Source organism: Flavobacterium kochi (assembly GCF_048286715.1).
Classification (GTDB): Bacteria; Bacteroidota; Bacteroidia; order Flavobacteriales; family Flavobacteriaceae; genus Flavobacterium.
Genome location: NZ_JBLVPW010000001.1, coordinates 59598 through 72368, shown reverse-complemented (window position 1 = coordinate 72368; position 12771 = coordinate 59598). Strand labels below are relative to the sequence as shown.

Genomic DNA, 12771 nt, shown 5'->3' with positions numbered 1-12771 from the left:
TGAAATGAAATAATTTCGATTACGATTTCATATTCGAAACCTTATATGTTTTACCGTCAGCCGTTGCTTCCACAACTTTAGTCAGGCTTTCTGGATTTTGAACGGTTTTGTCAAAAGTTACAGTTGCCAGTTTTTTATCAAAATCCACAGTGGCTTTTTGTACGCCATCCAGGTCAGATAATTCGTTTTCTATAGTTTTTGCGCAACCAATCGCACAAGTCATTCCTTCTACTTTAAAACTTGCTGTTTGCAAATTAACGGCTGCGATTTCTTTTTTGACTTTCGGCGCAGTAGTTTCTGTTGAAGTCATCACAGTTGGAGTAGTTTCTACGGTATTTTTTTTACAACTTACAAATAAAAGACCTGTAAGGAATGCTGCTGTTGCTATTGATTTTGTGAAATTCATTTTTATTGGATTTAAATTAAAGGTCTAATTATCAGCTGCAAAATTAATAAAAAAAAAGAAGCTGTATTTCATAAAATTATTACAATTTTGAGGCAAAATTAGATTTTATGAATGCGAGACAATTGAAATGGATTTACTTGATGATTCTTGCCTTGATTTGGGGAAGTTCGTTTATTTTAATAAAAAAGGGGTTGGTTGGTTTGACTGCTTTGCAATTAGGTTCTTTGCGAATCTTGTTTGCTGCCATTTTTCTGTTATTCATAGGCTTTAAAAGTTTAGCGAAAATTCCAAAAGAAAAATGGAAATATATCGCACTTACTTCGTTGTTTGGGACGTTCACTCCGGCATATCTTTTCGCTATTGCCGAAACTGAAATCGATAGTTCGATAACCGCGATTCTTAATTCCTTGACTCCTTTAAATACTTTGATTTTGGGAGCAATGGCTTTTGGAATAAATTTCAGAAGAAGTCAGGTTTGGGGTGTTTTTATAGGTCTTGTAGGAAGTATACTTTTAGTTTTTAACGGTGCCATAAATCATCCGGAGCAAAATTATTATTACACAATTTTGGTTATAGTCGCTTCTATTTGCTACGCAATAAACGTCAATTTATTAAAAAAACATTTGTCTGATTTGAGTCCGTTGAGTATTACTACCGGAAATTTTGCATTTCTATCGTTACCCACACTGCTTATTCTATTTTTTTCTGGTTTTTTTGATGTGATTCATGTCGATACCGTACAACATTCGGTTCTGTTTATCATGATTCTGGGAGTTGTGGGTACTGGAATCGCGAATATTCTTTTCTTTAAATTAATCCAAATGTCTTCGCCTGTTTTTGCTACTTCAGTAACGTATTTAATTCCAATAGTTGCTTTCTTTTGGGGGTTATTAGATAATGAAATGCTGACCCCTGTTCAGTTCTTTGGGGCATTTATCATTTTGATTGGAGTTTATTTATCGGCAAAAAAGTAGTTTGCAAATTACGTATCTCCGCTGTTGTAATTAGTAAAAAAACAAAGACTATCTTTTAGGATAGCCTTTGTTGATTTTTAAAACAAAACAACTGATTTTATTTATAAACGGGTTTTTCTGCCGGATTTCCATAATTGTCAAAATAGAATATAGGGATGTTTAGTTTTTCCAATCCGGGAATCACTTCCGATCCTTTTCCGGCAATTATAATTCGGCTATTATCCAAAAGAAAATATTTATTGGCCGCACGAAGAATATCATCTGGAGTAACTGCATTTATGGTTTTGATGTAATTTTCATAAAAATCAGCAGGGAGATCTTCGGTTTCTATGTTTAAGGCGTAACGTGCTATTGCTTGAGGTTTTTCTACTTGCATTACAAATCGACCTATATATCCGGCTTTTACATTTTTAAGTGCTTCTGCGGAGACTTTTTCGGTCCTGATTTTTTTAATTTCTTTGATGAACTCAACAACGGCACTATCTGTAACGGCACTTTTTACAGCGGAGGCCGATCTCAATTTTGTGACGTATTTCCCAGAGCCTATGATTGCATTTGCGCCATAAGTCCAGCCATTTTTTTCTCTTAAGTTCAAATTGAGGTAACTGTTGAAATCTCCGCCAAGAATATAAGTGGCTATTACAGCGGGAAAAAAATCAGGGTCTTTCATTTTTAAATTCACGGTATTCACTACTGAAATCTCTGATTGGACAGCATTGGGAATGTCAATAAAATTGATTTGGGTAAAGGGTACATTTTGCGGATCAGCATACGTATACTTTGGTGTGCTTCTTTTTTTCCATGAACCGAAAAGTCTTTCGACAATAGGTTTTACGTCGTCATATTTAATATCTCCTATAATCACTAAATATCCGTTTTCGGGAACAAAATAATTTTGATAATTGGATTCTATATCAGCAAGTGTTACGTTTTTAAGTGTTTCTTCGGTCATGGGTTCTCCGGAAGGATGGTTTTTTCCAAAGGCAAGCACGTCAACGACTCTGTTGGCAATTGCAGGGACACTTTTTTCCTGAGCTTTGAGTCCTTCTAATAATTTAGCTTTTTCTTTGTCAAATTCTTCTTGTGTGAATTTTGGGTGTAATGCTCCGGAAGCCATTAATTCCAAGACTCTTCCTGCATATTTAGAAAGAGAACTGGCATAAGCGCCTTGTGAACTAAAGTTGATGCTGGCACCCAAAAAATCAATTTCTTCATTGAAAGCATCTTTTGCAATTTTTATGCTTCCGTTTCCGATCAGGTTGTTGCATAATTCATCGACACCTTTTTTATTGCCTTCTGCAAATGGTGCGTTGTCTAATGCAAGGTTGAAAGTTACTCTTGGTAATTTGTGATTTTCTACAATCATTACTTTTAAACCATTATCCAAAATAAAGGTTTGTGGTTTTTTTATATTGACTACCGGAGAAACTCCAGGTTTGGGTTGTGGACGATTTTGTGCCTGCATGGTTCCTGTTATAAACAAAATGAGTAATAGAATAGTTGTTTTTTTCATGATTGAAAATGGCTTAATTTCGAATCTCTGCTTTTGAAGGAACATAATCCAAAATAAGTCTTTGATTTGGATTTAAATATTTCCTAGCCACTTCTCTAATTTCTTTACGCGTAATTGAATGTAATAAATCAATTTCTGTGTTAATCAAATTGATATCGCCATACAGCAAATGATAAGTAGCTAAGTTTTCAGCAATTCCTTCTAAAGTAGCATTTTTGTTTACAAAGCGATTGTCAAACGTATTTTGCAATTTTTGAAAATCTTTCTCAGAGATCAATTCGGTCTGAATTTTTACAATTTCCTCATCAACCTCTTTTATTAAATCGGCAGAAGTGTGCGTTCCCATTGGTAGTCCATATAAAATATACATACCATAATCTTCCTGACTAAAGCCAACAGCATCTATTTGTAGCGCCATTTTTTTTTCATCAACAATTTTCTTGTATAATTTAGAGCTTTTTCCATCACTTAAATAAGACGATATCAAATCCAAAACTCTGGCGTCTCTCGTTTTCATTGAAGGAGTTCTATAGGTAGCCACAATCATTGGAATCTGAATGTTTGGATCCTCGTAGGTTGCTCTTATGGTTTGCGTAATGGGTTCTTCCACAAAAGTTTGTTTTTTTAGGTCTTTTCCTTTTTGGATTGATCCAAAATATTTCTGAATCCATTCCTTAGCTTTAGTTTTTTCGAAATCTCCTGCTACAACCAATACGGCATTGTTTGGAATGTAAAACTTCTTATTAAAAGCCTGAAATTCTTCTAAAGTGGCTGCATCCAAATGTTCCATCGAACCAATTGTAGTCCAACGATACGGATGGTTCTTGAACATGTTTTCTTTTACAGCTCCTATAATATTGCCATAAGGCTGATTGTCGTAACGACTTCTTTTTTCTTCCTTTATGACTCCGTTTTGAGTGTCAACGCCAATTTTATTGATTACAGGATGCATTAGTCTTTCGGATTCCATCCAAAGTGCCAATTCTAAATTATTAGAAGGAAATACTTCATAATAATAGGTGCGGTCATCCGAAGTGTTGGCGTTATTTATTCCGCCATTTGAAGTGACGATTTTAAACCATTCCCCGCGTTTGATATTTTCAGTTCCTTCGAATAAAAGATGTTCGAAAAAATGAGCAAATCCTGTTCTGTCCGGTGTTTCATCTTTGGAGCCCACATGATACATTACGGAAGTCACAACAACTGGTGCCGAAGGATCGTTATGCAATATCACATGCAGGCCATTGTCTAAATCATATTCTTCGAAAGCTATTTTTTGAGCCGAAGCTATTCCTCCCAGCATAAGCGCAGTACTTAATATTGTTATTAATTTTTTCATACAGATTAATACATTTCTAGATAAAACGAAAAATATTTATACCTCAAAAATACTTTTTTTTAATCATGATTGTCTGATGATTTAAAGTTTCGGTTAATTTTAACAGATTTTGGTTGAATTAAGGGTGTTTTGAAATTAGATAAACTGTTGAAAAACAAAGTTTAAAATAGCTAAAGTATTTTTTTGCCTGAGGGATTGCAGGATAAATATTTAATTGTATATTTGCAACCTTAAAAATTATTAAAACAATTCAGTATGTATGCAATCGTAGAGATAGCAGGGCAACAGTTCAAAGTAAGCAAAGACCTAAAGGTTTACGTTCACCGTTTGGCAAATGAAGAAGGTTCGAAAGTTTCTTTCGATAAAGTTTATTTGTTAGATGATAACGGTACAATCACAATAGGCGCCCCAGCTATAGAAGGTGCTTCAGTAGAAGCTAAAGTGTTACAACACTTAAAAGGAGATAAAGTTATCGTTTTCAAAAAGAAAAGAAGAAAAGGATACAAAAAGAGAAACGGTCACAGACAATATCTTACTCAAATTGTAATTGAAGGTATTACTGGTGTTGGTGCTAAGAAAGCAGCTCCTAAGAAAGCAGCAGTTGAAGCAACTACAGAAGAAGTAGAAGCTCCTAAGAAAAAAGTAGCTAAAGCTAAAAAAGAAGATACACAAGAATAATAACAAAATAAAACTAATACGTCATGGCTCACAAGAAAGGTGTCGGTAGTTCTAAGAATGGTAGAGAATCAGAATCAAAACGTTTAGGTGTTAAGATTTTTGGTGGTCAAGCTGCTATTGCTGGGAACATCATCGTAAGACAAAGAGGTTCAAAACATAATCCAGGTGAAAACGTTTACATTAGTAAAGATCACACACTACACGCAAGAGTAGACGGAGTTGTTAAGTTCCAAAAGAAAAGAGATAATAAATCATACGTTTCTATCCTTCCATTTGAAGTTGAAGCATAATTGATTTTTTAATTATTAAAAAACCCGTTTCGAAAGAAACGGGTTTTTTTGATATTAGTACGAAAATTAATTTGTTTATTGTGTAGATTTCTAACGAGCTGTTTATTCTTTCAACTTCTGAAGTATGTTGTTTATTCTACTTTTTCTTTTTGCCCAAACCCGATGTAATAAGTAAATTTGAACAGGAATAATAAGAGAAATAAATCCTAAGGAGAGCAGTTTTTCTTTCGTAAATGCTATGGTTGAGATAAAGTAGCCCAAGAGTATTGCAATGGCAAGTACTCGCGTAGCTATAGAAATAACAGCATAGTTTTTAACTTTGATCTGGTAATTTTTTAGCGATTCAAGAATGGTCTCTCCATTTATCGGATTGTTTATGATTTGAAACCCCAATACGTTATGTACCAGTATAAAAATAACCGATACCACAAGCAGGACGTTCCAAAGAGGGGATTTTAAGTGTCCATCAAAAATATTGTAGTATACCGCTAGGAAAATAGCCCAAAGAACGGTTTCTGTTAGCAGTTGTATTCTGATGCCTTTTAATACAGGATGGTTGTTTTCAAGAATCATTTTTTGAATGTTTTCTTTGCTCAATAGTGCTTTCCCTGCATTTTGATACTCTGATTTTAAGTTTTCTAATTCCATAATTATGTATTTAAAATTACTTTTAGTTTTTTCTTAATTCTGCTCAAACGAACTCCAATGTTGTTTTCTGAAATCCCAACGATTTCTGCAATTTCGACATAGCTTAGATCGTCTAGGTAAAGTGCAATAAGTGCTCTTTCGTCTTCACTCAGTTGGCGAATGGCCGAAAATAGAAGTTCCTCTCGCCAAGGTTCTGCGACTTCCGGGAGGATGTTTTTCTCGGGAAGAGCATCAGAATACAGTAGTTTGACTTTGGGTTTTCTGAATGATGCCATGGCTGTGTTTAATCCTATACGATACATCCAGGTCGATACTTTAGACTTGCCTTGAAATTTAGGATAGGATTTCCAAAGTTGATAGATTATCTCCTGGAAAAGATCTTCCTGGTCTTCGGGAGTATCCCTATACATTCGGCAAATCTTATGAATCAATGCCTGATGGGGGAATATTTCGTCTGTAAATTGATCTTTCATAATTGATTGTTTACTTTCTTCATAATTTCTATTTTACCCATTGGTTGATAAAAAGATGAAAAACTTACAGTAGTAGCTTTTTTATTTTAAAATTAATATTTAAAACAAACAATGGCACAGCCCTTTATTCAGGCTAATTTACAGAAATAAAAAACCCTCGCATCACTGCAAGGGTTTTAAGTCTAAAATCATAAATTGTCAAGCAACAATTTAAAATCCTCTAGTATCTGTAATATTCTGGTTTGAATGGACCTTCAACTGGAACTCCAATATATTCTGCTTGGTCGTCACGTAACGTTTCTAGTTCAACACCTAATTTAGCCAAGTGTAACATAGCCACTTTTTCATCTAAATGTTTTGGTAACATATATACGTCATTGTTGTATGCCGCGCTGTTTTTCCACAATTCGATTTGAGCTAGCGTTTGGTTGGTAAATGAGTTACTCATCACAAAACTTGGGTGACCTGTAGCACAACCAAGGTTTACCAAACGACCTTCAGCCAAAATAAGAATGTCTTTTCCAGCAATAGTATATTTGTCTACTTGTGGTTTGATTTCAATTTTTGATGCGCCGTGGTTCGTGTTTAACCAAGCCATGTCAATTTCGTTATCAAAATGACCAATGTTACAAACCACAGTTTTATCTTTCATTTTTTCGAAATGGCTTCCCAAAACGATATCTTTATTTCCAGTAGTTGTAATGATAATGTCAGCTGTAGCGATAACAGTATCTAATTTTTTAACTTCAAAACCATCCATAGCTGCTTGAAGCGCACAAATTGGGTCAATTTCAGTAACGGTAACAATAGATCCAGCACCTCTAAAAGAAGCGGCAGTTCCTTTACCTACATCGCCGTAACCACAAACGATTACTCTTTTTCCGGCTAGCATCAAGTCAGTTGCACGACGTACTGCATCCACAGCACTTTCTTTACAGCCATATTTGTTATCAAATTTTGATTTAGTAACCGAGTCATTTACGTTGATAGCTGGCATTGGTAATGTTCCAGCTTTTACTCTTTCGTAAAGTCTGTGAACACCGGTTGTAGTTTCTTCAGATAATCCTTTGATTCCGGCAACCAATTCTGGGAAACGGTCAATAACCATATTGGTCAAATCTCCACCATCATCAAGAATCATGTTCAATGGCTTTCTGTCTTCGCCAAAGAATAATGTTTGCTCAATACACCAGTCAAAATCTACTTCATTCAAACCTTTCCAGGCATAAACCTGAATTCCTGCAGCAGCAATAGCAGCAGCAGCTTGATCTTGAGTAGAGAAAATGTTACAAGAACTCCAAGTTACTTCAGCACCAAGAGCAATCAGCGTTTCAATCAAAACCGCAGTTTGAATTGTCATGTGCAAACATCCTGCAATACGAGCACCAGCAAGTGGTTGTTCGTCTTTGTATTCCGCACGAAGCGCCATTAAACCTGGCATCTCAGCTTCTGCTAGTTCAATTTCTTTTCTTCCCCAAGCCGCTAGAGAAATGTCTTTAACTTTGAAAGCCACAAAAGGCATAGTTGTAGTACTCATTTATAGTATATTTGTAATTGTAAATTTTTTGCAAATTTACGTAATAACTTTAGAATTTTACTGTTTTCTAAAAGATTTATGAATTGTTTAATTCTCTAATCTTTTGAACATTAACTAAATAATTTTTATTAGGAGCTATTTTCCATTATTCGCTATATCTTTTTCCATGTAAAAAAGTGTGAAAGAAGCATGTCGCTACTAACGAGACTAAAAAAACAAGACCATAACACGATGCCACTTTGTAAAAACATACATGTTAATTCCACCACTCAAATCCTTGTTTGGAAAGTAACCGAAACCTTCGAGGAATTATTGGGCCAAGTAGTTTTAAACAATGCCAATCGCATCCGGCTTGAAGGAATGAAATCTGAAATGCATCAACGTGCCTTCCTCAGTGTTCGCAAATTATTGCAGGAAACAGGTCATACAGATTTAGATTTGTATTATGACAAATTCGGTAAGCCACATCTCAAAGGGGAGAAACACATTTCCATAACGCATTCGCATGATTTTTCGGCTATTATTATAAGCGATGAAACAGTAGGAATCGACATCGAATTACAAAGAGATAAAATTATCCGTATCGCTGATAAATTTTGTGACTCAGAGTTTCAATTTTTGTCATCCGAAAATAAGGAAGGATACGTTCGGAAATTGACGGTGATTTGGGGTGCCAAAGAAGCGATTTTTAAAATCAGAAACGAAAAGGGAATCAGTTTCAAAGATCATATCAAAGTCAATGCTTTCGAATTAGAAGTTAAACAAACTATAGCCGAACTTCACTTTGATAGTTTAGTAAAGGATTTTAAAATTCATTTTGAGGAAATTGAAAATTTCAGTTTAGTTTATGCGTTTCAAAATTAAAATACACGGCGACTTAGCGCAGTAGCGGTAAAAAAGTATGACAGAGATCTATAACAGCATTTTAAAAGCAAAAAGCGAGAATAAAAAGTTACTTGCCATTCTTCTGGATCCCGATAAAGTGGTTTTGGAAAACCTGGATCATTTAATTTCAAAAATCAATCATTCGCCAGCAACACATATTTTCATTGGCGGAAGCCTGGTTACAATTAATATAATTGATGAATTAATTATTCGCTTAAAGCAACAAATAAAATTGCCAATTGTCCTTTTTCCCGGAAATCCGTCTCAAATATCAACAGAGGCCGATGCCATTTTGTTTCTGTCGCTAATTTCAGGGCGAAACCCCGATTATTTAATCGAACATCAGGTGAAAGCCGCACCCATATTAAAACAAACCCAACTTGAAATTATTTCCACTGGATATATTTTGATAGAAAGCGGCAATGAAACTGCGGTAGCACGTGTCAGTGAGACCAAACCATTGGATAGAAATAATACGGATTATGTAATTCAAACCGCACAAGCCGGTGAAATGCTGGGTAATAAATTGATTTACCTGGAAGCGGGAAGTGGTGCAAAATTAGCAGTTCCTCTTGAAATGATTAAAAAAGTTGCTCAAAATATTGAAATTCCATTACTAGTTGGTGGTGGAATTGTAGATTTGCAGGGAATTCAAAACGCTTACAACGCAGGTGCTCATTTAGTAGTCATAGGTACCGCTTTTGAAAAGAATATGAATTTTTTTAATAAGTAATTTACAATGGTCTAATGATAGAATATTTTTTTTCTCAATACAGCGATTACTCAACATTCGACATTGTTCTGGAAATTGTAGCTGTAATTTTTGGGCTATTCAGTGTCTGGTATGCCAAAAAAGATAATATTCTAGTATTCCCAACCGGATTAATAAGTACATCGATTTATGTTTACTTATTGTGGAAATGGACTTTATGGGGTGATATGATGATTAATGGCTATTATTTTGTAATGAGCATTTATGGGTGGTACCATTGGACACGGAAAAAAGGAGATACAGTAGCGTTTCCCATTTCGGTAATTTCTAATTATGAAAAACGAATTGCCATAATTATCTTTATATTTACAGTTGCATTTGTGGTTTCGGTTTATCTCTATTTTGATAAATTTACCACTTGGTATGCTTATGTTGATACCTTTATAACCGGTATTTTCTTTATTGGAATGTGGTTGATGGCAAAAAGGAAAATTGAAAATTGGATATTTTGGATTATTGGTGATATTATTTCCATTCCCTTGTATTTTATAAAAGGTTTTACTTTTACAAGTTTTCAGTATTTAGTATTTACAATTGTCGCCGTTTACGGTTATTTAGAATGGAAGAAAACCTTAGACAGTTCTCAAAAAACGGAACTACAGAAATTATAAAAATTGCCCTCTTCGGTCCCGAAAGTACAGGCAAAACTACATTAGCAAAAGGACTCTCCGAATATTATAAAACGGAGTGGGTTCCTGAATTTGCACGAGATTATCTTCAGGTAAAATGGGATGAAACTCAGGACATCTGTAGTATTGATGACATGTTACCTATTGCTTATGGTCAAACCAAATTGGAAAACGAACATTTATTACTGGCCAATAAGTATCTTTTTTGTGATACTAATTTGATGTTGACCAAGGTTTTCTCGGAAATATATTATAACTATTGTGATCCAATATTGGAACAGGCGGCTCTTGCCCATGAATACGATTTGTTTTTTCTGACGGATGTTGACGTGCCTTGGGAAAAAGATGATTTGAGGGACATGGCTGAGAACAGAGAATCCGTATTTGCCGTTTTTAAACAATCCTTAATTGACAATAAAAAACCGTTTATCACTCTTTCGGGAGACAAGAACAGAAGATTAAGCAAAGCCATTTCGATTCTTAATGATTTAACAGAAGCCAAAAAGGTGGGATTCTCTTCTATTGATTTTGTGCAAATCTACGAGCATGGAGTCCCATTGGAGAATATCAAACAACAATTGGGTTTCTTCCGGAATGGAATAGCAACGAGTAATTTAGTAGCGCCTGCAACTTTGTTTAATGGTATTTTTAAATTATCAGAAAGCGATTTCAAAGAAAAAGCAGCGATTTTTGATAAAACCAAATCGGATTTAAAACTGGAAAAATTCGTTCCGGCATCAGGGGCCGCAAGTAGAATGTTTAAGTTTTTGATTGCCTTTCTGAAAGATTTTGATATTGAAAATGAGACGATCAATGCTTATATAAATAGAAAAAAAGATACAGAGTTGTCTATTTTTATAGTGGGCTTAGAAAAATTTCCATTTTTTAAGTTAATTGATAAAAAGTTAAGAGAAGAATTTCCTGATTTTGATGCACTCGATAGAGATTACAAAAATTATTATTTCATAAAGTTGCTTTTAGCTAAAGATTATTTTGATTTTGCGAGTAAGCCAAAAGGAGTACTTCCTTTTCATAAATACAAAACCCATATTGCCACAGCTTTAGAAGAACATTTGTATGAATGTGCATACTACTGCAGTTCAAATAATAATTCCCACTTGCATTTCACGGTTTCTGAAGTCCATCAAAATCAATTTGAAAGTATAATTGATGCAATAAAAGACCCAATTGAAAAACAATCTGAGACAACTATAAGTGTCAGCTATTCCTATCAAAACAAGAATACGGATACCCTATCGGTAGATTTTGAAAATAAACCATTTAGGGATGAAAACGGGCGGCTGTTTTTTAGACCGGGAGGTCATGGTGCTTTGATTGATAATTTAAATAATCAGGATGCCGATATTGTCTTTATAAAAAACATTGACAACGTAATTCAAAATAACATTCAAAAAATCACCTTATATAAAAAAGCATTAGCAGGGATTTTAATAGAAGTGCAGCAGCAAGTATTCAACTATTTACGTGCCATCGATACTAACGAAAACCAGCAAGAAACCAGCGATAATATTTTACTTTTTTTGACTGAAAAATTAAATATTAGAATTCCGGAAGATTTTTGCAAACTTAGCTTGGAAAATAAAATGATCAGACTTAGAGCTATTTTAAACAAACCAATCAGAGTTTGTGGAATGGTAAAAAATGAAGGGGAACCCGGTGGGGGACCTTTCTGGGTAAGAGATGAAAAAGACTCAGTTTCATTGCAGATTGTTGAAAGTTCCCAAGTGGATTTATCGAATGAGAGTCAAAAGAAAATCCTCGATAGTGCTACTCATTTTAATCCTGTTGATTTGGTCTGTGGACTTAAAAATTATAAAAAAGAGAAATTTAACCTAACACAGTTTGTAGATCATAACAGCGGATTTATAGTAGAGAAAAATACATTAGGGAGAGCTATTAAATCATATGAATTGCCGGGTTTATGGAATGGAGCCATGGCAAACTGGCTTACACTATTTGTTCAAGTACCTTTAATTACATTCAATCCGGTAAAAAGCGTAAATGATTTATTAAAATCGGCACATCAGCCTCAATAAAATTGGAAAAAGAAAAAATCATATCAGAATTAAGTTTCAAAGCCGTTCGTAGCAGTGGTGCTGGCGGACAAAATGTAAACAAAGTTTCCTCTAAAGTAGTTTTAACTTTTAATTTGAGAAACTCACAAGCGTTGACCGAAGAAGAAAAATTGCTGCTGGAAACCAAATTGTCGTCGAGACTAACAACGGATTTAGTTTTGATTTTGAATTGCGATGAAGATCGAAGTCAACTTAAAAATAAAGAAATTGTAATCAAACGATTTTTGGAGATAATTAAAGATGGTTTACATGTTCCCAAGGAGCGCAAGCCTACCAAAATTCCGAAGTCGGTCATTCGAAAACGAATAAAAGATAAAAAGAATATTTCGGAAGTTAAGAAAAATCGCAGGAGACCAGATTTAAATTAAATTGGGTTTTTTAGGTTCTAATTATTTTTCCAAATCTAACGGTCAAAGAATCTAAATATCTAAAAATCTTTTCTAAATTTGTACCGTCTCAAAGGGGTGCTCTAAATAACGAGCTGAGATTATACCCAAAGAACCTGGACAAGTAATGTTGTCAAGGGAAAAA

At 34.5% G+C, this 12771-nt stretch carries 14 protein-coding genes; 8 read left to right on the top strand and 6 right to left on the bottom strand.

Annotated features, from left to right (window positions below):
- Nucleotides 1–19: 19 nt before the first annotated feature.
- Nucleotides 20–406, bottom strand: coding sequence for a heavy-metal-associated domain-containing protein (locus ACNQGH_RS00375; protein WP_417954001.1), 387 nt, complete (start codon nt 404–406; stop codon nt 20–22).
- A 107-nt stretch (nt 407–513) separates the two neighbouring features.
- Here ACNQGH_RS00375 and ACNQGH_RS00370 point away from each other — a divergent pair, with 107 nt between their 5' ends.
- Nucleotides 514–1380 (top strand): DMT family transporter, encoded by an 867-nt coding sequence (locus tag ACNQGH_RS00370; protein WP_417954000.1) that lies wholly within the window; start codon nt 514–516, stop codon nt 1378–1380.
- A gap of 97 nt (nt 1381–1477) precedes the next feature.
- Here ACNQGH_RS00370 and ACNQGH_RS00365 read toward each other — a convergent pair whose 3' ends face one another.
- Together ACNQGH_RS00365 and ACNQGH_RS00360 are read right to left on the bottom strand one after the other, a co-directional pair.
- On the bottom strand, nt 1478–2893 hold the full coding sequence (locus ACNQGH_RS00365; RefSeq protein ID WP_417953999.1) for a M16 family metallopeptidase: 1416 nt from the start codon (nt 2891–2893) through the stop codon (nt 1478–1480).
- A 13-nt stretch (nt 2894–2906) separates the two neighbouring features.
- Nucleotides 2907–4232, bottom strand: a complete 1326-nt coding sequence (locus ACNQGH_RS00360) for a M16 family metallopeptidase (protein ID WP_417953998.1) — start codon at nt 4230–4232, stop codon at nt 2907–2909.
- 255 nt (nt 4233–4487) lie between these two features.
- On the opposite strand from ACNQGH_RS00360, the gene rplU reads away from it, so the two are divergent.
- The gene (rplU, locus tag ACNQGH_RS00355; RefSeq protein ID WP_291248821.1) at nt 4488–4910 is read left to right on the top strand and encodes a 50S ribosomal protein L21; all 423 of its coding nucleotides are present in this window, start codon (nt 4488–4490) and stop codon (nt 4908–4910) included.
- Nucleotides 4911–4933: 23 nt separating this feature from the next.
- Nucleotides 4934–5200, top strand: coding sequence for a 50S ribosomal protein L27 (gene rpmA, locus ACNQGH_RS00350; RefSeq protein WP_026709571.1), 267 nt, complete (start codon nt 4934–4936; stop codon nt 5198–5200).
- A gap of 102 nt (nt 5201–5302) precedes the next feature.
- Here the strand turns inward: rpmA and ACNQGH_RS00345 are convergent, their stop codons facing one another.
- The 3 genes from ACNQGH_RS00345 to ahcY form a co-directional block, all read right to left on the bottom strand.
- Nucleotides 5303–5848 (bottom strand): hypothetical protein, encoded by a 546-nt coding sequence (locus tag ACNQGH_RS00345; protein ID WP_417953997.1) that lies wholly within the window; start codon nt 5846–5848, stop codon nt 5303–5305.
- Between the two features lie 2 nt (nt 5849–5850).
- Nucleotides 5851–6321, bottom strand: a complete 471-nt coding sequence (locus ACNQGH_RS00340; protein WP_417953996.1) for an RNA polymerase sigma factor — start codon at nt 6319–6321, stop codon at nt 5851–5853.
- Between the two features lie 220 nt (nt 6322–6541).
- On the bottom strand, nt 6542–7858 hold the full coding sequence (ahcY, locus tag ACNQGH_RS00335; protein ID WP_417953995.1) for an adenosylhomocysteinase: 1317 nt from the start codon (nt 7856–7858) through the stop codon (nt 6542–6544).
- A 231-nt stretch (nt 7859–8089) separates the two neighbouring features.
- On the opposite strand from ahcY, the gene ACNQGH_RS00330 reads away from it, so the two are divergent.
- From ACNQGH_RS00330 to arfB, 5 genes are read left to right on the top strand one after another with little or no spacing between them, the layout of a single operon-like run.
- A complete protein-coding gene (locus ACNQGH_RS00330; protein ID WP_417954401.1) occupies nt 8090–8722 on the top strand; it encodes a 4'-phosphopantetheinyl transferase family protein in 633 nt (210 codons plus the stop codon).
- A gap of 37 nt (nt 8723–8759) precedes the next feature.
- Nucleotides 8760–9476, top strand: a complete 717-nt coding sequence (locus ACNQGH_RS00325; protein ID WP_417953994.1) for a phosphoglycerol geranylgeranyltransferase — start codon at nt 8760–8762, stop codon at nt 9474–9476.
- 14 nt (nt 9477–9490) lie between these two features.
- Complete coding sequence (pnuC, locus tag ACNQGH_RS00320) at nt 9491–10126, top strand: nicotinamide riboside transporter PnuC (RefSeq protein ID WP_417953993.1); 636 nt, start codon at nt 9491–9493, stop codon at nt 10124–10126.
- Complete coding sequence (locus ACNQGH_RS00315; RefSeq protein WP_417953992.1) at nt 10075–12201, top strand: DUF4301 family protein; 2127 nt, start codon at nt 10075–10077, stop codon at nt 12199–12201. Before pnuC ends, ACNQGH_RS00315 begins: the two co-directional genes overlap by 52 nt.
- A gap of 2 nt (nt 12202–12203) precedes the next feature.
- Nucleotides 12204–12608 (top strand): alternative ribosome rescue aminoacyl-tRNA hydrolase ArfB, encoded by a 405-nt coding sequence (gene arfB, locus ACNQGH_RS00310; RefSeq protein ID WP_417953991.1) that lies wholly within the window; start codon nt 12204–12206, stop codon nt 12606–12608.
- Nucleotides 12609–12771: the final 163 nt, after the last annotated feature.